This is a genomic window from Rahnella ecdela, assembly GCF_019049625.1.
In the GTDB taxonomy this organism is placed as follows: domain Bacteria; phylum Pseudomonadota; class Gammaproteobacteria; order Enterobacterales; family Enterobacteriaceae; genus Rahnella; species Rahnella ecdela.
On the sequence record NZ_JAFMOY010000133.1, the window covers coordinates 267,121 to 291,514 of the forward strand.

A 24,394-nucleotide genomic window follows, 5' to 3' on the forward strand; every position below is an offset into this window, starting at 1 on the left:
ATATCAGGGTTTAGCAGAAACCGGGGTACCGGAATCAGAAGGAACAATCAGCTTCGGTGCCAGTGTAAATATAAAGCGGGTGCCGACGCCGACTTCACTCATCACTTCAAGTTTGGCGTTGTGATGGCTCAGGGCGTGTTTAACGATGGCCAATCCGAGGCCACTACCCCCTGTCTGACGCGAACGTGCTTTATCGACGCGGTAGAAACGTTCTGTCAGTCTCGGCAGATGCTGCGGCGCAATGCCCGGCCCGTTATCACTTATCTGGAACTGCGCACCGTGCGGCGTTTGCTGCCAGCTGACTTCAATCCGTGTGCCGGTCGGGGTGTGATTAACCGCGTTGTACACCAGATTCGACACCGCGCTGCGCAGCTGATCTTCGTTTCCAAAGACTTTCAGCTTGTCATTTACGCGAAACACTACTTCATGGCGACCATTGCTCAGGGATTGCACTTCGCGCTCCAGCATGCCGAGCATGACCGGAATATCGACCTTCTCATGCATATCGATATTCGCCGACGCTTCGATTTTCGACAATGTCAGCAGCTGTTTGACCAGCCCGTCCATACGCCGCGTCTGTTCCTGCATGGTGTCCAGCGCTTTGGTACGAAACGGCTCTTCCAGCTTAGCGTCTTCCATCATTTCCAGATAACCCTGCAATACGGTCAGCGGGGTTCTCAGTTCATGACTGACGTTGGCGAAGAAGTTTCGGCGTGCGCCTTCGAGCTGACGCATCTGCGTGACGTCGCGCGCCACCATCAGCAACTGTCCTTCGGAATAAGGCATGACGCGAAACTCGACGTAATGCTCATTATTGAGCTGAAGATTCAGGGCGCGACTGAAATCACGAGTCTGGACCCAGGTACGAAACTCCGGATATCGCAACAGATTGAAGATGTGCTGCCCGTTATCTTCCGGCCAGCGGAAACCGAGCAAATCTTGCGCCAGTCCGTTACACCAGAAGATATTGCCCTCTTCCGTGGTCAGTACCACGGCGTCCGGCAGCGATTCGGCACCGCTGCGAAACCGTTTGATAAGCTGGCCTAATTCGCGACGGCGACGGCGGTTACGCATCTGCATCTGGTTCAGCCCGTAAAACAGCGGTTCCCAGCTCCAGCGGCCATTGGGCGGAGTTATGCTGCGGTCAAGCCACAGCCAGTGAGAGAGTTTTAGCTGGTTGTAATAATTCCAGCCCAGTGCCGCCATCAGCGACACAAAGAGGAGCCAGCCAAAATGGCCGACAAAGATACCGAGGATTAACGCTGGCAGGCAAAAGAGAAAGAATTCACCGGCCAATCGTTTCCATGACAAACGTTCTAGCACACAGATTCTCCGCTGTGGGGACTCAATAACGCGTTGAAAAACGGTATCCAGTTCCACGAACAGTTTGGATCATTCTGTCATGTCCACTGGTTTCCAGCGCTTTACGTAAACGACGAATATGCACGTCTACCGTGCGATCTTCCACATAAACGTTAGTGCCCCAGACGTTATTGAGCAACTGTTCGCGGCTGTAAACACGTTCGGAGTGGGTCATAAAAAAGTGCAATAACTTGAATTCGGTCGGCCCCATATCGAGCGCCTGTTCGTTGGCCATTACCCGGTGAGATGACGGATCCAGGCTCAGACCTTGCATGTCGATCACTTCTTCCACCGCCATCGGCGAGATGCGACGCATCACGGCTTTAATGCGGGCAACCAGTTCTTTTGGAGAAAACGGTTTGGTGATGTAATCATCGGCACCGACTTCCAGGCCGCGCACCCTGTCTTCTTCTTCACCACGTGCGGTCAGCATCATTACCGGAATTTCGCGGGTCAGGGCTTCACGTTTCAGATGTTTGATAAACTGGATCCCTGAACCGCCAGGTAACATCCAGTCAAGCAGGATAAGTTCAGGGTAAGGTTCTACCAGCTGGCCAACGGCTGAATCAAAATCTTCAGCTTCTACTGCCTGATAGCCATTCTGTTCCAGTACAAAACACACCATTTCACGGATTGGAGCTTCGTCTTCAACCACCAGTATACGTCTTGCCATCGTAGGTCCTGCCAATAGGTTAGCGATCTTTTATTTGATTGCGGGCGCCATTATGCGTCAGTTTTGTGACAGATTTATGAATAGAAAGGATGGTTCATTACAGTCAAATATGACAGATAATTTCCTTCTGTTTAGCTGCCATCTACATGAAACACGGCTGATTTATCGGGGACAGCGTCCCCCGCCGACGTTTATACTTTGCCCCATTGTCCTCATCCAGGATCCATACGGGAGTCTCATGCGCCTGATCCACACGTCAGACTGGCACCTCGGCCAGTACTTTTTCACCAAAAGCCGTGCTGCCGAACATCAGGCATTTTTGCACTGGCTGACCGGTCAGGTGCAGCAACATCAAGTAGATGCGGTGATTGTCGCGGGCGATATTTTCGATACCGGCTCACCGCCGAGCTATGCCCGTGAGTTGTACAACCGCTTTGTCGTCGAACTGCAACAAACCGGCTGTCAGCTGGTGGTGCTGGCCGGTAATCACGATTCCGTCGCCACGCTGAACGAATCGCGCGAGTTGCTTTCCTGCCTGAATACGCGGGTGATTGCGACCGTCGGCGAAAATCTGTCTGAGCAAATTTTAGTGCTCAACCAGCGTGACGGAAAACCGGGCGCGGTGCTTTGCGCTATCCCGTTTTTACGCCCGCGTGATTTGCTCGCCAGTCAGGCGGGACAATCCGGCAGTGACAAACAGCTGGCATTGCAGGAAGCCATCGCCGAGCATTACGACGCCCTTTGGCAGGCCGCGCAGGCCAAACGCGACGAACTCGGCGTGCCGCTGCCGATTATTGCCACCGGGCATCTGACCACCGTCGGCGTCAGTACGTCCGACTCCGTGCGCGACATCTATATAGGCACGCTGGATGCATTCCCGGCACAGGCTTTTCCGCCAGTCGATTACGTGGCGCTCGGCCATATTCACCGAGCGCAGTGCGTCGCCAAAACCGAACATATCCGTTACAGCGGTTCACCGATTGCTTTGAGTTTTGACGAACTGAGCAAAGCCAAAAGTGTGTACTTACTTGATTTCGACGGTGCGACGCTTAAGGCCATCGACACACTGGAAATCCCGATTTTCCAGCCAATGCAGATAATCAAAGGCTCGCTGGCAGAAATCGAAAAGCAGCTGACGCAATTTGCCGGTGGCGACGCGCAAAAACCGGTCTGGCTGGATATCGAAGTCGCCACGCAGGATTATCTCAGTGATATTCAGCGCCGCATTCAGGCGCTGACCGCCGATCTGCCGGTGGAAGTGGTGCTGTTACGTCGCAGCAAGGAACAACGCATTCACAGCATTGAGCAGCAGGAAAAGGAAACGCTCAGTGAACTGAGTGTCAGCGATGTGTTCGAACGGCGGCTGGCGCTGGAACCTGATCCGGACGAGCCGCGTCAGGCGCGGATGCGCACGCTGTTCGCGCAGGTCGTCGAGCAAGTCACCAGCGGTCAGAATGCGGAGGATAACGCACAATGAAAATTCTCAGCCTGCGTTTAAAAAACCTGAACTCGCTGGAAGGCGAATGGAAAATTGACTTTACCGCCGAACCTTTCGCCAGCAACGGATTGTTCGCGATCACCGGCCCGACCGGCGCGGGGAAAACCACTCTGCTCGATGCCATCTGTCTGGCGCTTTATCACCAGACGCCGCGGCTGAACATCACGCCAAGTCAGAATGAACTGATGACCCGTCACACCGCAGAGTCGCTGGCGGAAGTGGAGTTTGAAGTGAAAGGCATAGGTTATCGCGCATTCTGGAGCCAGCGCCGCGCCAAAAACTCCCCGGACGGCAATTTGCAGGCGCCGAAGGTTGAGCTGGCATTGCTTGCCGATGGCAAAATTCTGGCCGATAAAGTACGCGACAAACTCGACGCCATCGCCACCCTCACCGGGCTGGATTTTGGCCGCTTCACGAAATCGATGATGCTTTCGCAGGGACAGTTCGCCGCATTTCTGAATGCCGACGCCAATGACCGTGCCGAACTTCTGGAAGAACTGACCGGCACCGAAATTTACGGACTGCTGTCTGAACGCGTGTTTGAGCAACATAAAGAAGCACGTATTACACTCGACGGTCTGCACCAGCGTATGGCCGGAATCGAACTGCTCAGCGAAGAACAGCGTCAGGTGCTGGAGGTACAACTTGCTGAACTGAACACGCAGGAAATCAACCTTAGCCAGCAGGCACAGCAGCGCCAGCAGGATCTGAACTGGCTGCAACAGTGGCAGCAGTTGCAGCAAAAACATCAGCAATCTCAGCAACAACTGACCGCCGCGGAACAGGAGAATCTGACCGCCGCGCCGCAGTTACAACAGCTGGCACGCAGTGAACCGGCAGAAAAACTGCGTCCATTACTCAGCGATCGCCAGCGTTGCCAGGATGGATCACAGCGTCTTCAGCAAGAACTGACACAACTTACGCAGCAGCAGGAACAACAGATCACGCAGATGACGCCGCTGAATCTGGCGGTGGAACAGGCGCAAATGGCGCGTCAGAAACAGACTGAAGAACAGCGTCAGATGCAGACGCTGATCGAAGAAAAAATCCTGCCGCTGGATAATGAAATCAGCCAGTGGCGTAAATCACTGGCTGAAACGCAGCAGTCAGTCAGTGACGTGCAGAAACTGGTCAGTGAGCATAGCGCGGCGCTGGTGAAAATGACTGCCGAACGTCAGAAACTGGACGAGGAAAGCCGTCAGCATCAGACCCGCCAGACCACGCTGACAGATGCATTGAACACAGCGCAACAGCGTCAGACTGAGCTGGAAAAACAGCATCCGCTGGCAGCATTACAGAAACGGCAAACAGAGCTGGCGCAGCTGCGTCCTGTGCGCCAGCAACTTTTTTCACTCGCGCAAATTTTTCCGCAGCTGAACCAGCGCGTGCAGCAACAGCACAAAGATTTGGCACAGTATCGGACGCTGCTGGCTGACGAAGAACAGCGTCTGGTCGCAATCCGACTTCAATGTCAGAAACAGCTGGAACATCTCAACGACGTCAAAGCGCTGCATAAACAGGAAATGCTGATCGTCAGCCTCGAAGCCGAGCGCGCGAATCTGCAAAGCGGTAAAGCCTGTCCGCTGTGCGGTTCCACGTCCCATCCGGCGATTGAAAGTTATCAGGAAATTAAGCCTTCAGTAACAGCCCTGCGCGTCGAAAAAATGCAGCAGGAATTCGATACGGCAAAAGCCAGCGGCATCGAACTGGCAGCAAAAATCAAAAGTCTGAAAGAACAGCAAACACGACTGCACACTCAGCTGGAGCAGGAAAGCCAGCAACTGAATGCACATACCGAAAACTGGCAGCGGCTCAGCACGCCGCTGAACCTGACATTTACCCTGCATGACGCCGCCGCTATTGCGCAATGGCTGACCGCCCGCGACGAAGAAGAGCAGCAGTCGCAGGCGCTGATCAACCAGCACGAACAACTGGCGCGGGCGTTCCAACAGGCGAAAGATGCCCTGAATGACGCCCTGAATGTACAGCAGAAAGTACAACAGCAAATCGCATTGCTGACCGAACGCGTTACCCGGCTGGAAGAAACGCAGGCCAAATCTCAGCAGGACTTTGAGCGGCTGCAAAAGCTGTTGGCGGAAGGCGAGAAATCCCTTTCTGAACTGAACGCAAAACGCCTTGAACTGTTCGGAGACCGCCAGGTTGCGCAGGTTCGCGAGCACTTACATCAGCAACAACTGGCGGCAGAAAAATCGGTCAGCGAAGCACAGACCGCGCTGCAAAAAGCGCAGGAACTGCGCGATCAGCTGGCGGGTAAGCTGGCAAGTACGCAGCAGCAACAATTGCAGGCCACAGAACAACTGACTCAGGCGGAGCAGGTGTGGCAACAGGCGCTGAGCGCCAGCGAATTTGCCGATGAAGCCGCAGTGAAACTGGCGCTGCTTGACGATGCACTGCGCCAGCAACTTCAGCAACGCAAAGAACATCTGCAACAGCAACTGGTGCAGGCGAATGCATTACTCAGCGATGCCAAAGAACAGCTGGAAAAACATCGAATTGCCCGCCCTGCTCATCTGAGTGAAACCGACACTGACCTTGCTGCTCTGACGGGGCAGCAGGCAGAACTGGCGCAGCAACTGAAAATGTTGCAGCAACGTCTGGGTGAAATCACCAATAAACTTAACGATGATAAAGTGCGAAGCGGTAACCAGCAGGCGCTGATTGCGCAGATTTCACAGGCGCAGCTGACCTGTGACGACTGGGGTTATCTCAATCAGATGATTGGCTCCAGCGACGGTGCGAAATTCCGTAAGTTCGCGCAGGGTCTGACGCTCGATCATCTGGTGTATCTGGCAAACCGTCAGCTAGAAAAACTGCACGGGCGGTATCTGTTGCAGCGCAAAACCAGTGACGCCCTGGAATTGCAGGTGGTCGATACCTGGCAGGCTGATGCGGTGCGCGATACCCGCACGTTATCCGGCGGCGAAAGTTTCCTGGTCAGTCTGGCACTCGCACTGGCACTTTCCGATCTGGTCAGCGATAAAACCCGCATTGATTCGCTGTTCCTTGACGAAGGTTTCGGCACACTCGACGCCGACACGCTGGATACCGCGCTGGACGCGCTCGACAGCCTGAATGCGTCGGGCAAAACCATCGGCGTCATCAGCCATGTCGAAGCGATGAAAGACCGCATTCCGGTGCAGATAAAAGTCACCAAGGTGAACGGTCTGGGCGTCAGCCGCCTGAGCAATGAATTTAAAATCTGACCGGTTTCACTCGCGGAGCAGCTGGCGGGTAAATTGCTAGCCATCTGCTCCGCAATGGATCCTGATTGTGGGCGTCTGCGCAAAAATCGCACCAGCGTAGTGCGCTTACTCCTTTCCAAGCCGCTGAATTCCCGCTAATTCCCTCCTGCCGATAAACTGGCACGCCCTGTGCTTAACGTTATGTATACAAGTTGCAGTACAAGTTGCAGCGCCCACATAACCGCTAAGGGAACCGCCCATGAAAAACATCAAACCTGAAGTCGATAAAAAACGCCGCCAGCTGATGAAATGGCTCGCCATTACCGGCGGCGTATCCACTCTTGGCGGCATGATCCCGACGTCTGTTTTTGCAGCCGACGACGACGAAATTCGCATTGGTTACTGGCCGATTGTTGGCGGTTTACCATTATACGTGGCGCTGGAACAGGGCTTTTTTAAAGAGGCCGGACTGAATGTGAAAGGCGTTAAGTTCGCCAGCGCACAGCAAATTGTCGAAGGGATGATCACTGGCAGGATCCACGGCTGTGCCAATGGTACAGCCACCGGCGCCCTGGGACTGGGGGCGATCACCTCGCCGGATCTGTTCAAAATCATCTGCTCGAATCCGTCTAATCATAAGCTGGTTCTGGATGAATTTCTGGTGCCGCTCAACAGCACCGCGAAAGCGATCAGCGACCTGAAAGGCAAGAAGATCGCCTGCGGTCCGGGGATCCAGAACGTGACGATGGCAAAGATCATTCTGGAGAAAAATGGTTTCACCACTCCTTCCGTGATCGAACTGCCGGTCGGCCAGCACGCACCTGCACTGGCTGCCGGACAAATTGACGGCGTGTATACCCTTGAACCTACCGGCACAGTCGGGCGCATGAAAAACCTTTCCCGCACGCTGGAAACCGGCGTGATTTCTAAATATGTGCTCGGCAACGCTGACGCCCCTTGGTTTGGCGGCGCAGCGGCACTGAACTCCGCTTTTATCGCCAGCAAACCCCAAGAAACCAAAAAGTTTATTGCCGCTTATCAGAAAGCGGTGGAATTCATTGCCGCGCATCCCGACAAGGCCCGTGAAAACGTCGCCGGATACACCAGCATTGAACCGGCGCTGGTGAAGGAAGTGCCACTGCCCGGCTTTGTGATGTATCCCGATTTGAAAGGCGACAACCTGCAATGGTTCCAGAAGTTTTATGACGTGTTTACGGAAAGAAAAATCTTCAGCAAACCGGTGGATGTTGCTTCACTGATTTATAAAGGATAAGGAGAAACAGGATGACTTCACGCTGGTCTTCAAGATTACTGCCGCTGGTCGGCCCCGTACTGCTGTTTTTGTTCTGGCAGCTGGCCGTCAGCGCAAAATGGCTGAATCCAGTACTTCTCCCTTCGCCCGTAGAGACGATTGGCTACATGTTTCAGTCATTTTTCGATACGTCCATGCGCACTGATATCGGCGCCACGCTCTACCGCACGCTGGTGTCTTTCGCCTTTGCCGCAGTGATTGGCGTACCGCTCGGGGTAATTTTAGGCAGCAATGAAAAGATTTACCGCAGCCTCGAATTTCTCATCGACTTCTTCCGCTCCACGCCGTCATCAGCGCTTATCCCGCTGTTTATGCTGATTTTCGGCATTACCGATGCCAACAAAATCGCCATCGCTGCATTTGCTGCGGTGCTGGTTATCCTGTTTAACAGCGCGTACGGCGTGATGAATGCCAAGAAAACCCGCCTGATGGCGGCGAAAGTGATGGGGATTTCCCGCTGGCATATTTTCAAAGACATCCTGCTGATGGAAAGTCTGGCGCAGACCTTTGTCGGCCTGCGAACCGGCGTGTCGATTGCACTGGTGATCGTGATCGTCGCCGAAATGTTTATCGGATCCGAAACCGGACTCGGTCATCGGATCATTGATGCCCAGCAGGTGTTCAATATCAAAGATATGTACGCGTCGATCCTGATAACCGGCGCACTGGGCTATCTGCTGAATCTCGCCTTTTTGCTGATCGAGAAAAAAACCGTCCACTGGAGTAGCAAAGCATGACGCAACCTCTCTCGCTGAACCCTGATTATAAAGGCCCGCAGTTACCGCAATACGCCACGCGCCCGGACACCCATGTGACGATCCGCGGACTGAGCAAAGCCTTTGCCGGACAACCGCTTTATACGGATCTCAATCTCGACCTGCCGCGCGGAAAAATCGTGTCGATCTTCGGCCCGAACGGCTGCGGTAAATCGACGTTAATGAACATGGTCGCCGGGCTTATCCCGGTGGATAAAGGCGACATTCTGTTTGATGGCAAAACGCTGGCGCAGACCACTATCGGTTATGTCTTTCAGAACTACCGTGACGCGCTGTTTCCGTGGATGAGTGCGCGCGCCAACATCGCGTATCCGCTGATTCGCCACGGCATGAACAAGACGGACGTCAATACTCGCGTTGAAGAACTGACGCAGATGTTTGATATCCGTTTCGACCTCAAGCGCTATCCGTATGAGCTTTCCGGCGGCCAGCAGCAAACCGTGTGCATCATGCGGGCGCTGGCGACACGTCCGGAAGTGATGTTCCTCGATGAACCTTTCTCGGCGCTGGATTTCGAAATGACGCTGTTTATCCGCGATAAATTGCAGGAAGTGCAGCTGGCGACGGGCGTCACGATGCTGATTGTGTCGCATGATCTGGAGGATGCGGTGTTTCTGGCGGATGAGATTTTGCTGCTGACCCGACGGCCAACGCAGATTGCGGAAATCGTACCCTTCGACCTGCCGCGCCCGCGCGGTTCAGAAATTATGAGCCACCCGGAATTTATCCGCGTGAAGGCGCATACGCTGGAAGTGTTTAAACGGGAAATGGCGCTTTAACGGACGATAACATCAGGGGCGCAAATTCTGCACCCCTGTCACTTTCTTACGATGGATTGAAACCTACAGCGCAAAACGCGATTGTGGCCACAGCCAGGCTGCGCCGCGCACACCACTCGAATCCCCGTGAACCGCTTTGAGCATCGGTGTTTCACATTCCCCGCCAAACACCCATTGTTTGATAAGCAACGGAACGGTCTGATACAAACGGTCCACATTGCTCATGCCGCCGCCGAAAACAATCACGTCCGGGTCGAGAATATTCACCACGTTCGCCAGGGCTTTTGCCAGACGACGCTCGTAACGACCCAGCGCCAGTTCTGCCATTTCGTCGCCCTGCTCAACCAGCGCAATAATCTCTGCCCCTTTTAACCGCTGACCGGAATGGCGGAAATAGTCTTCGGCAAAACCGGTGCCGGAAACAAACGTCTCGACACAGCCTGATTTTCCGCAGTAACACGGGACTTCACGTGCGAACTGGATTTCTTCCTCATCCTGCCACGGTAGCGGATTATGGCCCCACTCGCCTGCGTTACCGTTGCCACCCGCGTGCGCCACGCCGTTAAGGGCAATGCCGGAACCGCATCCGGTGCCAATAATCACGGCAAACACGGTGTGACGGCCTGCGCCCGCACCATCCGTAGCTTCAGATACCGCCAGACAATTGGCGTCGTTAGCAATATGCACTTCGCGTTTTAGCAACAGCGCCAGATCCTCATCCAGTTGCTGACCGTTCAGCCAGACCGAATTGGCATTCTTCACTTTGCCGGTGAACGGAGATAACGTGCCCGGGATCCCGAGCCCCACGCTGCCGCGCTGACCGGTGGCTTTCTCAGCGTCCAGCACCAGCCCTTCAATCGCCTTCAGTGTGCGTTCATAGTCATTTCTCGGCGTATCGACCCGTTTGCGAAACAGTTCTTTGCCTTCGTCAGATAACGCAATGACTTCTATTTTTGTGCCGCCTAAATCAATGCCAATTCTCACGTTTTCTTCTCCTTTTTATATCCTGCAGGGTCAGTTTTTCTGAGTCTGTTCAGTTTAGAAGCCAGCGGCCTCTGTCACCAGAATAAGCTGTTATGCAATGTTACAGGCAGCGGCGATTTCTTAACGACGACCGGCGCTCAATTGGTTATCATGCCGCCCTGTATTCATTTATTCAGCGTACCACGAGTGCGCCGGAACAGGGATAACGCCATGTTATGGTTTAAGAATTTGTTGGTTTACCGTTTGAGCCGTGAAGTTTCGTTATCTGCTGACGAGATGGAAAAACAGCTCAGTGCTTTCACCTTTACCCCGTGCGGCAGCCAGGATATGGCGAAAACCGGCTGGGTTTCACCGATGGGTTCCCACGGTGGCGACGCGCTGACTCACGTCAACGGCGGGCAGATCCTGATCTGCGCACGCAAAGAAGAAAAAATTCTGCCTTCTCCGGTGATTAAGCAGGAGTTACAGGCCAAAATTGATCAGCTCGAAGGTGAACAACACCGCAAGCTGAAAAAGACTGAAAAAGATTCCCTGAAAGATGAAGTACTGCACAGCCTGATGCCGCGCGCATTCAGCCGCTTCAGCCAGACGTTCATGTGGATTGATACCGTCAACGGCCTGATTATGGTTGATGCCGCCAGCGCCAAGAAAGCCGAAGATATGCTGGCGCTGCTGCGTAAAAGCCTGGGTTCGCTGCCGGTCGTGCCGCTAACTATGGAAAGCCCGATCGAACTGACGCTGACCGAATGGGTGCGCTCCGGCGAAACGCCTGCTGGTTTCACCTTGCAGGACGAAGCCGAACTGAAAGCGATTCTGGAAGAAGGCGGCGTGATCCGCTGTAAGAAACAGGCGCTGGTCAGCGACGAGATTGCCACGCATATTGAGAACGGCAAACTGGTCACCAAACTGGCGGTTGACTGGCAGGAACGTATCGCCGTGGTGCTGGCCGACGACGGCAGTATTAAACGTCTGAAATTCAGCGACGTCATTCGTGATCAAAATGAAGATATCGACCGCGAAGATTTCGCCGGACGTTTCGATGCCGATTTCGTGCTGATGACCGGTGAACTGGCGGCGTTAATCCAGAACCTGATCGAAGCATTGGGCGGCGAAGCACAGAGATAATCTCTCTCGCCGCTGAAATAAGAAAAGGCGCTCGAATGGGCGCCTTTCTTGTTTTTACTGTGTCTGAATAAATTACTTGGTCAGATACTTACAGAGATAAGACGTGGTTTCGCCGACCTGTAAGTTGAATTCACTTTTACCCGGAATGTAGAAGGTTTCGCCTGGCTTGAAGACCTGCCAGTCCGGAGATCCCGGGATCAGCACTTTCAGTGAGCCGCTGATGACGGTCATTTCTTCCGGCTTTGCGGTACCGAACGTGTATTCACCGACGGCCATCACACCAACACTGGCTGAACCCGTACTTTCGCTGTCGAAACCAATCGACTTCACTTTCCCGTCAAAATACTCATTATTTTTCAACATAGATTGGCCCTTTGCGATAATTTTCAGAGCCTTCATATTAGGGGCACAAACCGTCTTCTGTCACTGATTATTACCGCTTTATCTGCACCAGACGACACCGCCCGCAAAGCGGGATCGCTGATTTGATTTTACGGCCGCACAGTGCCATTGTGGGTAGCTGTATGCCCCGTCCGTCATATCCTCAGACCACCAGCTCCGCCGCCAGTTTTGCCATCAGCACATTCGATAACAACACCGGAATATTCAGATGTTTTTTCAGCACATCCACGTGATGACGGTTGAATCCTATGCAATCGAGAACCACTACTTCCGCCCCCTGCTCGGCCAGGCGCATTGCGGCTTCCGTCAGCGTCTGATCGTCAGAAAGATACGGACTGGCGACCGCAAAACATGGCGCTTTGGCTAATTTTCGCCATTTGTTCGCCTGTTCAACAACCTGCGATTCCACCGGTACCACAATGCCTGCGCGGTGCTGCCCGACCATCGAGCCAATCAGCGGCGGGATAATGCGATCCGGTTCGAGAAGCAGGGCATTATTCGCATGCAAATGGTTAAATTCGCCGGTACACAACAGCAGAATAGTCATGCAACCCAGCGCTTCCAGCACATCAATCTTTTCCTGCAAGCCCCGCTCCACCCGCGGCGCGGCCAGAGAAACCTGCGAACCATCCAGCAGACGGGTGACCAGTACCGCGTCGCCTTCCGCAGGTGCGTAACGCTGCTCAATTTGCTCCGTGCTTAACCCGTCCAGCAGCCCCACATGGGTGACTGAGTTGGCTGGCAGATGCGCCATCAGCAGCGGCATAATATCGCTGCGTGGCGCCTGTCCGATTGTTAACGTCGCAAAGGATGTCATCATCTGATTACTTCCGGTTTTGCAGGTGGCGCAAGCTTCCGTACAGCGACAACAGGAGTTGATATTCATCGGCATCAAAGAACTGACAGGTGCCGCGGCCAAACTCTTTCGCAACTTCAACGGCAAATTTTGCCGCCAGTGCGATATCCACTTCATGACTTGCGCCGGTACCACAGCCCGGCACCACAGATTCCGCCGTAATCGCCACACCGACGACCGGTACGCTGGTTGCGGTTGACGGTTGCAGAATACTGTTCAGGTGATGCACACCATTGCCGTACGGCGTGATGTCTTGTGTAGTGATCGGGAAAGTCACCGCCGGTTTGCCGCTGGTCATTTCCATGATGCGCAGCAAATCTTCGGAAACACGCAGGATATAACCCTCTTTCACCGTCGGCGAAATGGCGTATCCCTTGTGATTGATAATGCGGTTACCTTTGGTGGTGTCGATAGAAAGAATGGCATCGACACCCTCCACGACTTCGTTATCATTCATGGTCACGTCATCAATCGGTGAATCCATGAAATCGACCGGATCATGTGGTCGGGTTGGTGCGTTCGGGCAAATATGCGTCGTGATAATCACGTCGCCTTCCAGCATGTCGCCCTTGCGCTGCATGTCGGCCAGTTTGAGTGCGCTGGTCACTGCGGCGATGGCGCCGTCAGCATCAGATACCAGTCCGATACGCGTCGGACGTGCACCAATCCCACCCAGACGACCAATAATACCGAGCGTTGGCGCAGTGCCGCCGCTGCTCTTACCCTGGCTGCCCGGCACGGTAATGCGGACAAAATCGGTGCCGCCCTTCGGGCCGTCAGCACGGTTAGTGCTGGCAATGATGCCGGGATAAGCGGCGAATAAGTCCACAATGTCCTGGCCGCTGACATGCGCACTGTCAATCAGTTCGAATACGGTTAATGTCTGTTGCAAACTCATCACAAAATCCTCTTAAAACCCCGCAACCGGCGCATAAAGCGCAGTGGCAAAACGGTCGCGGGCGCTGTTCATCGTGGAACAGTCGGTGTGTCATGCTGGCTAAAAGTAAGCCCTGGTGTTGGTGCTGTATTCACTACTTTTTGGCGCTGAAAACCGACGTGAAGAAGCTGTAAAGTGCGTCACCGGCAATAAAACCTGCTGCCAGCACTTCCATTGGCGTGCGCCCTTTTTCACCCCAGATACGAATAATGATGATGCGTAGCACGATGCCGCAGACCACGGCCCATCCGGCCATCACGCTGTTGATCAGCAAACCAGTGGCGAGCAGCACGCCAAGCTGGCGTTTCGGTCCGCCAATCAGCTGGATCAGTGCGCCCGGAATGGCCCAGATAAGCAGGCTGTGGGCGATCCCCGGCTGCGCACCAGCCTGAATGGTTTTTGCATACACGCGCGCCACCGGCGGGACTAAATCCTGTGCGAAATAACCGTAATGGGCGTACCAGACCACAGGAATGGCAATAATAAAGGCCAGTAAGGCAGCGAATAACTGAATGCGGCGGCCATAAAGTTCAGCACGTAAATCTTTGCCGTAGCCGCGCAGGATGAAACCGGCTTTAAGGTCAAAGCCCATATCGGCAAACGCCGGGCCAGTTGCCGCGGTAAAACCGGTCAGCACACACAGCGCCAGTGGAGGGAAGCCAATCAGAATGCCGACAATCAGCGTAATCAGCGCCACGGCAAAGGCCGGGAACCAGCCGGAGTGCATCGCGGCAATCCCGACAATCAGCTCGTGGAAGAACGCGGCAAACGCAGCGTAAATCACAAACGCAATCAGCATTCCCACCGACATTTCACTATAAAGACCACCGGCCAGCGCCAGCAATGCGGCAATCGCGACATACCCGAAAGCGCCCAGCCCCAGCGCTTTACGCACTTCTTTTGCTGGCTGGGTAAACGTGGTTTTGGCGTCGGATCCTTTGGCACGTACTACCTGAATCACCTGCAACAGTGAAACCAGCCCCGCACCGACCATCATGCCGTGCGGAATATACAGCGCGTTAAGATCCAAACCGGCAACCGGCTGGGCATAGGCGCGGATAAGCAAACCAATACCGAACATGCTCAGCGCCCAGATATTGCCGATAAATGCCGTACCGAACGCCGCCATCGGAATTTTAAGCATCGCACCCGCCAGCCCGACCACCACACCGGCAACCAGCAGCCACGCCTGACGTCCGCCGTTATCCCCGGCTTTAATAGCTTCAGCAGCGGCAACGCCCGGCGGCCACGCATTACTGGCCGGAAACACTTTGGTATCAAACAGACGGTAAAGCAGATAAGCATCGAGCAACATCGCCACCGCTACGCCGGTAAACATCGGCATGATCAGCTGCGGCTGCCCCATGACATAAGGAATAGCAATCGGCATCAGCAGACTGTTTGCTGCGCCAAACGTGGCGGAGGAAATCACGGTTTGCGCCAGATTCTGCGTGTGAACAGAACGATAGCGCTGAAAAGCCTGCATCGGGACGCGCGCCAGTAACATGGCAAACAGCGCACCGATAATCGACGTATTAGGCGTAACGCCCAATGTGGTAATCAGCTGAACTCCGATGATTGCGCCCAAAACAGACAGCAGGATCATCACGATGAGAGTGCCAATATCCTTTAGCGGATTTTCCTTATTATTTTTAGCAGGTTGATCTGACATAAGGCCCCTGGTGTTGGCAAATATGAAAACAGCGAATTTCCGGGTCCGTTATTGGTCATTACCTTCCCGGTTTATACCCGGCCGGGCAAATGCCAATACTCATCACCCAATTTTTCGGCGAGTTGCCGTGTTACGGCAATCAGTCCGTCCCGGATCCCTTCCGGAATTTCCTTTCCCTGCGCGGGCGAAGGGAAAGATAAACACAGCCCCATAATTTCATTGCGATGCTTATTAAAAATGCTGGTGGCTAACGTGCTTATTCCCAGCAACGTTTCGTTGTTGGCAAATGACACTCCCGTAAGGCGAACCTCAGCCAGGCGGGATAACAAAACGTCCAGACTTTCCGGTGCATTCACCGAGTGTGCATGGTACTTACCGGTAAAGCGCTGACGGACTTCATCATCGGTATAGCGTGACAATATGGCCCGACCAATGGCCGTTTCATGTGCTGGCAAAAGGCTTCCCGCAGGAGTCACCACTTGCAAATAGGTTCTGCCGGGGAACATGCGCATCACCATAATGTCCCGCCCTTCGAGCATCGAGATGTATCCGGTGCACTGTGTGAGCTGGCTGAGTTGCGTCATATAAGGCGACGCTAAATCTACCAACGGCGCCGATAAATAATGGCTTGAGACGGCCAGTAATAACTTTCCAATTTGGTAAAGGCGGCTGTCCGGATCGCGTTCCAGCAGCCCTTGCGTTTCCATGGTCATAAGCAAACGCGAAACCGTGCTTTTCGGTAATTTCAAATTTCCGACAACATCACTGAATGACAAACCCGGATGTCCCTGACGGATTTCCTGTTTGGAAAATAACTTCAGCACGGCTGCCGCATTTTCTAATGTAGTCATAAGGAGGTAGTTCCGATATATGGAACAGTGTTCCTGTTAAGATAAATAAAAACTAAGGCTGATACGTGTCAGCGTCAAGCCGTTTATTTTTCATGCAAAACAAGACGGATAAATGAATATGCTTAAAGAAATTCCTAAAGCCATTCAATACACAGGAAGGGAGATTTAATTCCGAGTAAAAATGAGGTGACGGACGTAAAAATCAGCAGATAATTTTGATTAAATATTACGCAAAATATAGAGCGCGATAGAGGCTTCTACGAGAATTATCGTGACTGACCAGATGGCGGGCATCGCTTTCGCGTGCTGACTGAAGAATTGTCTCAGGGATTTCATCATGGGTTCCGTTGCGGAGGTGTACGTAAAAGTAATAACCTGAGTGATTACTTTACGCCTGCACATTCATCTGCACAATACTTGATAACCCGTGACATGCATCACAAAAATGGCCCGTATAATTTACACCGTTCCTCACAGTAGGATCTCCGAACATGAAAAACGAGCCACCGGGGCTCGTTTCAGTTATTCAGACGGGCGATTTAACGTGCGACCGGCAGTGCCAGCGTATCGAGAATAGCATTCACCACGCCCGCCGGATCCAGCGTACCGTCCACCACATGATGAGCAGCCTGCTGATACAGTGCTTCGCGCTCATTCAGCACTTCCTTCATCTCTTCGGTAATCGGTTTACCCGTCAGTGTCGGTCGCTGATCTTCCAGGGGCGCATCTTCCAGACGGTTGGCCAGCGTAGAAGCCGGTGAACGCAGATAAATAACCGTTCCGGCATCACGCATGAAATCGCGGTTTTCCTGCGCCAGCACTACGCCGCCCCCGGTCGCGATCACCGTGAAGGGTGCGCAAATCGCTTTCAGCGTCTCAGTCTCACGGCGGCGGAAACCTTCCCAGCCTTCACGTTCAACGATATCCGCTACGCTCATGCCGGAGGTGCGCAGCAATGTCAGATCGGTATCGACAAATTTATAGCCCAGTGCTTTCGCCAGAGCGCTGCCGACCGTCGTTTTACCCGCACCGCGCGCGCCTACCATGAAAATGGGTTGTGTCATTACCGCTATCCTTTATTTCCCGGGAGCCGTTAGCCCGCCTGATGAAAATCCATCATCAATATGAAGTGTAAACGTCAAAACTGCTCATTGTACTGGCCTGGCGCTGTACTCGCCAGATAGTACAACAAAAAAGCCTCACTGGCAGATTTTTATCATCTGCCAGTGAAGCTTCTGTAGCGTTTTATTTACGCTATGGGGCTCATCATACTGAAAAATCCTTGTCCCGCAAAGGCCTGCGGGCAGCTTTGCGATCCAGCTTCCATAAGTTGCTGTATCAGCGAGGTTTACAGATATACACCAGCGCCGGTGGGAAATTCTTCACCACACGGATTTTTTTCCAGGTGAAATAGCGTGACAGCAATTTCTCGGAAAGATGGCTGTACTGGAACAGAACCAGCACCCCGTCCTTTTCCTTCAGTTGCTGGCGTGTGGCCTGCAAAATCCTCATGCTGGTTCGCACCGGCATTGACAGCAGCGGCAGACAGGAAAACACGGCGTCATACTGAGTGCTCATATGCTCAGCAGAATGCGCCATCACCTGCAAGCGGGGGTCATCCATCTGGTTCAGCTTGCGGACAAACACCGGCTGGATTTCAAATGCCTCAAGTTTTGCATCGGCACGCATCCGGCTGAGAATGCGGCGGGTCAGTACGCCGTCGGCCGCGCCAAGTTCAGCAATATCCAGTGACGTCGACCAGTCAATCTGGCTGAGCATTGCGTGGCACAACCACGGGGATGATGGCATCAGCGTCCCCATTGTCCTTGGTGAAGTAATAAAATTCTGTAAATAGAAAAATTGATTCTGGATCGAAACACCTGTGTTCTTGATTGTCATTTTTGCGGCATTCAACATATTAACTTCCTCCTGAGGACATAGACCCTTATATACCGCAAAAATTCTTAAGAAATGATTAATAAGAGAAATAATAATCAAAATGAGAAAGATAAATTAAAACACATGAGATGATTCTCAAAAGAACCTCTTGTAATCTGGATAATAAAAAGGCCAATGTCAGGTGACATTGGCCTTCTCGCTACAGGAAATAACTTAATTGGATTTTATAAAAAATGCTTTATATAAAATCAGAATTTTATTTATACAGCTCAACGCTTGCACGATTCAGGCTGGAGTCGCCGGGGGTACCCTGACCGATGATACGGTAGTGGGACGCGCCCTTATCGTTCGCTACCTGGTTCAGTTCGTCACGCATACTGCCTGGGACGGTATTAGGTGCGCTGACTGAAACTACACCCAGTGACTGGAAATTACCGCTTTGCGCCTGCATTTCTGAAATTGGCGTAGCAGCAAGAGCAGATAATGAAGCGACGGTAATAGCGACAGCTGTAATTGCAGGTAAGAGTTTCATAATACGCACCTTTCTTTGTTAGTTTCGTTAATTAATGGAGCGGAAGTCATCCGTTGAATTAATTATCGGCGAATCAATGAAAGCAGACGTAATCGAACGTAAAGAAGTTTAACCTTTGTGGTAAAAATAAGGAGAGAATGAAAGAAAATATTTCAGCGTTCGTAACCGCTGGAAAAACGAGAATATTTAATGGAGAAAGTATGGAGAGATTTCAAAGTTATTTAAGAACGCGACAACATTCGCACAAATCGACGCCGCTATGCAATCACTGATATGATTATTTTTTATGAATTTTCTGTTGCTGTGATCTGATGCAAGGTCATGACAACAGAGTTCGGGTTCCGCGTGTGCGGCAAACCTTTGCACAATGATAAAAGGGAGTGTTTATGGCGGGTGGCAGCCTTCTGGCTTTAATTGATGATATTGCATCGATTCTTGATGACGTCGCGGCGATGAGTAAAGTCGCCGCAAAAAAGACAGCCAGCGTGCTGGGTGACGATCTGGCACTGAACGCACAACAGGTGACCGGGGTGAAAGCCGATCGTGAATTACCTATTGTCTGGGCGGTCGCCAAAGGTTCCATGATCAACAAAGCGATTCTGGTTCCGCTGGCATTACTGATCAGCGCCTTTATTCCCTGGGCTATCACGCCTTTGCTGATGATTGGCGGGGCTTACCTGTGTTATGAAGGCTTCGAAAAAGTCGCACATAAATTCATGCCCGGTGAGCATCACGAAGAAGAAAAACCGGCAACGGCTGAAGTAAAAAATGAAGCCGATGCTAAAAAGCAGGAAAAAGATAAGGTCAAAGGTGCCGTTCGTACTGACTTTATTCTCTCTGCTGAAATCATCGTCATTTCGCTGGGGATCGTATCATCTGCCCCCTTCCTTAATCAGGTTACCGTGATGGTGCTGATTGCCGTAGCGATGACCATCGGCGTCTACGGGCTGGTCGGGGCGATTGTCAAAATTGACGACGCCGGTTTGTACCTGAGTAAGCTGAACGGCGAAAGCGGCATAATGAACGCAGTGCGCGCTTTTGGCCGCGGCATCGTGAATCTTGCCCCCTGGTTGATGAAGATATTGTCGGTTGTCGGCACCATCGCTATGTTCCTGGTCGGTGGCAGCATTATCAGCCACGGTTTACCGTTCATGCATAGCCTGATTGAGCCGCTGACTCACGGGCATGAGAGCTGGGTGAATACGCTGATTACCGGTGCGACCGATTTGGTTGTCGGTCTGGTGGTCGGCGCCGCCGTACTGGCGCTGGTGATGATCGGGAAAAAGATCTTCGGTAAGAAATAATAGAAAAATCCCTTCGCGCCCCCCGTTCACCGGAGGGCGCAATCACTTAGTTTTTCGACGCCACCAGCATCATAATATCGCTGGTAAATGAGCCGTCGGATTGGATCTCAAAGTGTTTTACGACTTCCTCAGACATCACATTTTGCAGCTCGCGGATAGCAACAGCGAAATGCTCCGGCGTTCGCATACGTGCTATCCAGCTGGTGAATTCCAGCGGCAGGCGGTCGGTGGTGACTTCGCGGGATATCAGGCCAGCTTCAGAAGCCATGTTCAGCCATTCGCCCGGCGAATAATTGCGGACATGAGAGGTGTCGCGCAGCACTTCAATGGTTTGCAGATAAATATCCAGCAGCGGATGGCCCGGCGATACCACATCCATCATGATAAATTTACCGCCCGGCTTCAGCACGCGGGCCACTTCGCGCAACGCCTGCCCGACATCATGCCAGTGGTGCGCAGAATAGCGGCTGATAATGATATCTGCGCTGTGGTCGTCAAACGGCAGTGACTCCGCCACGCCCTGCTGTACCGTGATGTTATTCAAATCCTTATCTTTTGCCGCCTGCGCCACCACTTCCAGCATCTGCGACGATAAATCGTAAGCAATCACACTTTTGACGACCCGAGCAGCCACAAAGCTGGCGTGCCCTGCGCCACACCCCAGATCAATCACCTGCGCATCCGGGAAAGGCGTCAGCAGCGTCGCCAGACGTTGCAGATCAGCGCCCTGCGAGTGAACGGCGCTGGTCAGATAATCTTTTGCCTGCGAACCAAATTGCTTATCAACGGCCTGAGTATGGGTATTTTTCATGTTCATCATTGCTCCTGTCTGTCTTGTTTTTTTATTGATTTATTAGGGAAGAACGCGGGTTTCAAATGACCTCAAAATCACTATAGGCATAGTTTTATACGGGTACAATATGAGCATTTATACTGGTATAAATTACTCCCTGTTTAAAAACTTTTAGTTTCAGAACTCCAGTTTAAGAGGACGGCATGATTGATAACGCAGAGTCGCTCAGCGGGCCGAAGGCGCTGGGTACATTTTTACGCACGCACCGCGAACGCGTGACACCGGAAATGGTGGGCTTACCGGGCTCACCGCGCCGCAGAACCAGCGGGCTGCGGCGTGAAGAACTGGCGCAAATCAGCGGTATCAGCGCAACGTGGTATACGTGGATTGAGCAGGGGCGGGATGTGTCGATATCAGCCTCCACGCTTGACCGTCTGGCGAAATCACTGCGTATGGAGCCTGCCGCACGCGAGTATTTATTCAGCCTCGCGTCGGTGAAAGATCCTCAAGCGTTGCCCTCTTCCGCCGCGCCGGACGCGGGCCTAAAAGAGTATGTCAATCAGCTGACCTGCCCCGGTTATTTGCTCGACAGTTGCTGGAATATGCTGGCCTGGAATCCGCAGGCCGGTGCGCTTTTCAGCGGCTGGCTCGGCGTGGATGAACATCCTAATTTGCTGGATTTTATGTTTCTGCATCCGCTGGCCCGCCAGCTGGTGACCAACTGGCCGGAACGCGCCAAGCGAGTGGTGGCAGAATTTCGCGCCGAAACAAGCCATTACCCGCATTCAGAGGCGGTCCGTCAGTCGGTGCTCCGGTTACGGGAACGCAGCAACGAATTCAGTCAGTGGTGGACGCAGCAGGAGGTGCTGGCGCGCGAAGGTGGCGAAAGGCGCTTTAACCATCCGCTCAGCGGTGAAATCCGCTACCGGCAACAGACATTTTTCCCGGCAGGCTATGCAGAATGCAAACTGGTGATGCTGCTGCCGGAAGAATAAAATCATAAACAGGCAGCTCGCTGTTTTTTCTCGCTTATTTTTTCTGGCTTAGCGGCATTTTCGCCAATTGACAGATTGATGCCAGATATGTGAGGCTGACTTTTTGGTTTCCTAAACTATTGGTTTCCTCAATGACAGGATAATGCCCATGCTGACACGCCAGATTTATCAGGATGATGAGATTGAGATCCGCGCCGCTACAGAGCTGGAAGCCATCACTCACTTTGCCGCCGTTCAGGCCTCGGTCAATGAAATTGGCGCATGGGAAAGCTGGTGTTCCGATAAATATTCTCTTGATGACAGCCGCAAATATCTCACCGACAGTGAGCAAAAACGTCATCGCGGCGTAGAATTCAATTTCTGTGTTTTTGAACGTTCCGGCGGTAATCTTATTGGCAGCGTAGGCATCAACCGCATCGTTCAGGAATATAAATTTTCAAATCTCGGCTACTGGATCCGTACCGGTTATACCGGCCGGGGACTGGCAACGCTGGCTGTCAGAGCCGCAGCGCGTTTTGCGTTTACCGAACTGGAACTGACCCGTCTGGAAATCGTGGTGATGGACGACAATGAGCGCAGCCGCCGGGTAGCAGAAAAAGCGGGGGCGACGTCCGAAGGACTGCACCGTAACCGGCTTTATTATCACGGCCAGCCGCGTGATGCCTGGGTGTATTCTTTGATCCCTGGCGATCTCTGAGGCTGGCTCCACAAAAAAGATAAGGCAACAGAACATGACTTTTTCTACCCATACCGTTTCTACTCAATGGCTGGCAAAAAATCTGAACTCACCGGATGTCGTCATTATCGATTGCCGTAAATCGAAGCCGGGCATTACGCCACCGGTGGATTTTCACGGCAAATATCTTGAAGCGCATATTCCGAATGCGATTTATGTGGAAGTCGACAGCATTTCCGACTGCACAACCGGCCTGCCGCATATGATGCCAACCGCAGAGGAATTCGCTGCGTCGATGAGCCGTTTAGGCGTCGCGGATACGCAAACCATCGTGCTTTATGATGAAGGCGATCTGTTCTCCGCGCCACGCGTGTGGTGGATGCTGACCAGCTTCGGCGCGAAAAGCGTGCGCGTGCTGGATGGCGGCCTGAATGCGTGGATTGCCGAAGGTAAACCGACCCAAAGCGGTGAGCACACCCGCGTACCCTCAACGTTTAACGCGAAACTGGTGCGTCCGGTCGTCGTCAGTGCAGAACAGGTCAAAGACGCGCTCGGCAAAGTGCAGATTATCGACGCCCGTTCGCTGGCGCGCTTTAAAGCCGAAGCTCCGGAACCGCGTCCGGGGCTGCATGGCGGCCATATTCCCGGCAGCCTGAGTGTACCTTTTACCGAGCTGACGCAGGACGGACACCTGAAATCGCCAACGGAGTTGAAAGCTACGTTTGAAAAACTGGGCGTTAATCTCAATAAACCGGTGATCACCAGTTGTGGTTCCGGTGTGACCGCAGCGGCACTGGCGTTCGGACTGGATTCTCTGGGTGTGAAAGATGTGCAGCTTTACGACGGTTCGTGGGCTGAATGGGGCGATGTGAACGAAGATTTCCCTATCGAAACGCACTGAATTTACTGTACGTCAGAAATCTTCACCGGGCCTCAGGCCCGGTTTTTTTATGCCTATTTCAGGGACTCATGACGTGGTCAGTTCACGGACGCCAAACTCCTGAGCAATGTTTTTCATCAATGTAATTACGCCATACGCCTGACGCGGCACTTCACTAAACTCTTCAATCAGCAGCGGCTTACTGACCGGTTCGTGCGCAATTTCATGCAGTGCCTGACGTAAAATAGCCAGATGTTCCGGCAAAGTTTTTGCCGAGGTGATCAGCGGCAAACCCGGCACTGCCGCTGTCTGGCCGATAATCACCAGACCGCTGAGTGCTGACGGCTCGTGGCGGTGCAAAAGCTCCAACGTCACGCAGTCAATCGCCGCCAGGTCTGCCCGGTTTTGCTGAACATAATGCAGGGATCCATGGTGACTGCCGGTAGCGGTGGCCTGAGAGAAGAATTGCCCGCACTGCGCCAGCGGTGCCACCAGCGCCCGCAGACTGTTGTAGCCGGACTGCGAATCGGTGCTGTTGAACGCCAGACGCCTGTGACGAAAATCAGACAAATGCAACTTTGCATCTTCCTCACGCGCCAGCAAAAAACTGCGGTAACGATAACCGTCGCAGCCCGGCGCCCGGTAACTGAAAGTGCCCACCACCTGAACATCCGGCAGACTTTCTACCAGCGGAAAGCCACAAGTCTGACTCAGCAGCAGATCCGGCTGCTGCCAGTGCGTAAACAAATCCTGTGGCCAGCTCAGTGATTGCGGTGTGACATTCAGACCTGAACGCTTCAGCTTTTCCCGCAGAACATCGGCGAAAGCTTCCACGTCCGGTTCAGAGACAGCATACATCGGTAAAGACATCAGCATCATGCGACC

The 24,394-nt window shown here is 53.0% G+C and carries 23 protein-coding genes; 10 read left to right on the plus strand and 13 right to left on the minus strand.

Translation table 11 applies throughout. The features are described from left to right. Positions 1–3: 3 nt before the first annotated feature. On the minus strand, positions 4–1,323 hold the full coding sequence (gene phoR, locus J1784_RS24565; RefSeq protein WP_217151349.1) for a phosphate regulon sensor histidine kinase PhoR: 1,320 nt from the start codon (positions 1,321–1,323) through the stop codon (positions 4–6). A 22-nt stretch (positions 1,324–1,345) separates the two neighbouring features. Next, complete coding sequence (gene phoB, locus J1784_RS24570) at positions 1,346–2,035, minus strand: phosphate response regulator transcription factor PhoB (RefSeq protein ID WP_112287479.1); 690 nt, start codon at positions 2,033–2,035, stop codon at positions 1,346–1,348. Positions 2,036–2,273: 238 nt separating this feature from the next. On the opposite strand from phoB, the gene sbcD reads away from it, so the two are divergent. The 5 genes from sbcD to J1784_RS24595 all read left to right on the plus strand — a co-directional run bounded on the left by sbcD (position 2,274) and on the right by J1784_RS24595 (position 9,603). Further along, positions 2,274–3,512 (plus strand): exonuclease subunit SbcD, encoded by a 1,239-nt coding sequence (gene sbcD, locus J1784_RS24575; RefSeq protein WP_217151350.1) that lies wholly within the window; start codon positions 2,274–2,276, stop codon positions 3,510–3,512. After that, positions 3,509–6,757, plus strand: coding sequence for an exonuclease subunit SbcC (gene sbcC / locus J1784_RS24580; RefSeq protein ID WP_217151351.1), 3,249 nt, complete (start codon positions 3,509–3,511; stop codon positions 6,755–6,757). The genes sbcD and sbcC overlap by 4 nt, the downstream gene beginning before the upstream one ends. 238 nt (positions 6,758–6,995) lie before the next feature. After that, a complete protein-coding gene (locus J1784_RS24585) occupies positions 6,996–8,009 on the plus strand; it encodes an ABC transporter substrate-binding protein (protein ID WP_217151352.1) in 1,014 nt (337 codons plus the stop codon). Positions 8,010–8,020: 11 nt separating this feature from the next. Then, positions 8,021–8,785 carry an ABC transporter permease gene (locus J1784_RS24590; RefSeq protein WP_120506457.1) on the plus strand — a complete coding sequence of 255 codons (765 nt, stop codon included), beginning with the start codon at positions 8,021–8,023 and terminating at the stop codon, positions 8,783–8,785. After that, entirely contained in the window at positions 8,782–9,603 is an 822-nt protein-coding gene (locus J1784_RS24595; protein ID WP_238485697.1) for an ABC transporter ATP-binding protein, read from the plus strand. Before J1784_RS24590 ends, J1784_RS24595 begins: the two co-directional genes overlap by 4 nt. A 63-nt stretch (positions 9,604–9,666) precedes the next feature. Here the strand turns inward: J1784_RS24595 and mak are convergent, their stop codons facing one another. Continuing rightward, positions 9,667–10,587 carry a fructokinase gene (mak, locus tag J1784_RS24600; protein WP_217151353.1) on the minus strand — a complete coding sequence of 307 codons (921 nt, stop codon included), beginning with the start codon at positions 10,585–10,587 and terminating at the stop codon, positions 9,667–9,669. A gap of 210 nt (positions 10,588–10,797) precedes the next feature. On the opposite strand from mak, the gene rdgC reads away from it, so the two are divergent. Next, positions 10,798–11,712, plus strand: coding sequence for a recombination-associated protein RdgC (gene rdgC, locus J1784_RS24605; RefSeq protein WP_112287473.1), 915 nt, complete (start codon positions 10,798–10,800; stop codon positions 11,710–11,712). Between the two features lie 72 nt (positions 11,713–11,784). Here rdgC and ppnP read toward each other — a convergent pair whose 3' ends face one another. From ppnP to J1784_RS24645, 8 genes are all read right to left on the minus strand, one after another. Then, positions 11,785–12,075: a pyrimidine/purine nucleoside phosphorylase gene (gene ppnP / locus J1784_RS24610; RefSeq protein ID WP_013576688.1), complete on the minus strand. Its 291-nt coding sequence runs from the start codon at positions 12,073–12,075 to the stop codon at positions 11,785–11,787. Positions 12,076–12,256: 181 nt separating this feature from the next. After that, complete coding sequence (locus J1784_RS24615; protein WP_217151354.1) at positions 12,257–12,934, minus strand: AroM family protein; 678 nt, start codon at positions 12,932–12,934, stop codon at positions 12,257–12,259. A 4-nt stretch (positions 12,935–12,938) separates the two neighbouring features. Beyond that, entirely contained in the window at positions 12,939–13,868 is a 930-nt protein-coding gene (locus J1784_RS24620; RefSeq protein WP_217151355.1) for a DUF1177 domain-containing protein, read from the minus strand. 133 nt (positions 13,869–14,001) lie between these two features. Next, a complete protein-coding gene (locus J1784_RS24625) occupies positions 14,002–15,579 on the minus strand; it encodes an OPT/YSL family transporter (RefSeq protein ID WP_217151356.1) in 1,578 nt (525 codons plus the stop codon). 71 nt (positions 15,580–15,650) lie between these two features. After that, the gene (locus J1784_RS24630; RefSeq protein WP_217151357.1) at positions 15,651–16,430 is read right to left on the minus strand and encodes an IclR family transcriptional regulator; all 780 of its coding nucleotides are present in this window, start codon (positions 16,428–16,430) and stop codon (positions 15,651–15,653) included. 539 nt (positions 16,431–16,969) lie between these two features. After that, complete coding sequence (gene aroL / locus J1784_RS24635; protein WP_217151358.1) at positions 16,970–17,494, minus strand: shikimate kinase AroL; 525 nt, start codon at positions 17,492–17,494, stop codon at positions 16,970–16,972. A 274-nt stretch (positions 17,495–17,768) separates the two neighbouring features. Then, entirely contained in the window at positions 17,769–18,347 is a 579-nt protein-coding gene (locus J1784_RS24640) for a class I SAM-dependent methyltransferase (RefSeq protein ID WP_217151359.1), read from the minus strand. Between the two features lie 238 nt (positions 18,348–18,585). Further along, entirely contained in the window at positions 18,586–18,861 is a 276-nt protein-coding gene (locus J1784_RS24645) for a YdgH/BhsA/McbA family protein (protein WP_217151360.1), read from the minus strand. A gap of 386 nt (positions 18,862–19,247) precedes the next feature. Here J1784_RS24645 and J1784_RS24650 point away from each other — a divergent pair, with 386 nt between their 5' ends. Then, complete coding sequence (locus J1784_RS24650; RefSeq protein WP_217151361.1) at positions 19,248–20,165, plus strand: DUF808 domain-containing protein; 918 nt, start codon at positions 19,248–19,250, stop codon at positions 20,163–20,165. Positions 20,166–20,211: 46 nt separating this feature from the next. Here the strand turns inward: J1784_RS24650 and J1784_RS24655 are convergent, their stop codons facing one another. Next, positions 20,212–20,982 carry a class I SAM-dependent methyltransferase gene (locus J1784_RS24655; protein WP_217151362.1) on the minus strand — a complete coding sequence of 257 codons (771 nt, stop codon included), beginning with the start codon at positions 20,980–20,982 and terminating at the stop codon, positions 20,212–20,214. Between the two features lie 179 nt (positions 20,983–21,161). On the opposite strand from J1784_RS24655, the gene J1784_RS24660 reads away from it, so the two are divergent. The 3 genes from J1784_RS24660 to sseA all read left to right on the plus strand — a co-directional run bounded on the left by J1784_RS24660 (position 21,162) and on the right by sseA (position 23,530). Continuing rightward, on the plus strand, positions 21,162–21,953 hold the full coding sequence (locus J1784_RS24660; RefSeq protein WP_217151363.1) for a helix-turn-helix transcriptional regulator: 792 nt from the start codon (positions 21,162–21,164) through the stop codon (positions 21,951–21,953). Between the two features lie 148 nt (positions 21,954–22,101). Continuing rightward, complete coding sequence (locus J1784_RS24665) at positions 22,102–22,650, plus strand: GNAT family N-acetyltransferase (RefSeq protein ID WP_217151364.1); 549 nt, start codon at positions 22,102–22,104, stop codon at positions 22,648–22,650. Positions 22,651–22,684: 34 nt separating this feature from the next. Then, positions 22,685–23,530, plus strand: a complete 846-nt coding sequence (gene sseA / locus J1784_RS24670) for a 3-mercaptopyruvate sulfurtransferase (RefSeq protein ID WP_217151365.1) — start codon at positions 22,685–22,687, stop codon at positions 23,528–23,530. Between the two features lie 66 nt (positions 23,531–23,596). Here sseA and J1784_RS24675 read toward each other — a convergent pair whose 3' ends face one another. Next, positions 23,597–24,388, minus strand: a complete 792-nt coding sequence (locus J1784_RS24675; protein ID WP_217151366.1) for a phosphate/phosphite/phosphonate ABC transporter substrate-binding protein — start codon at positions 24,386–24,388, stop codon at positions 23,597–23,599. Between the last annotated feature and the right edge of the window lie 6 nt (positions 24,389–24,394).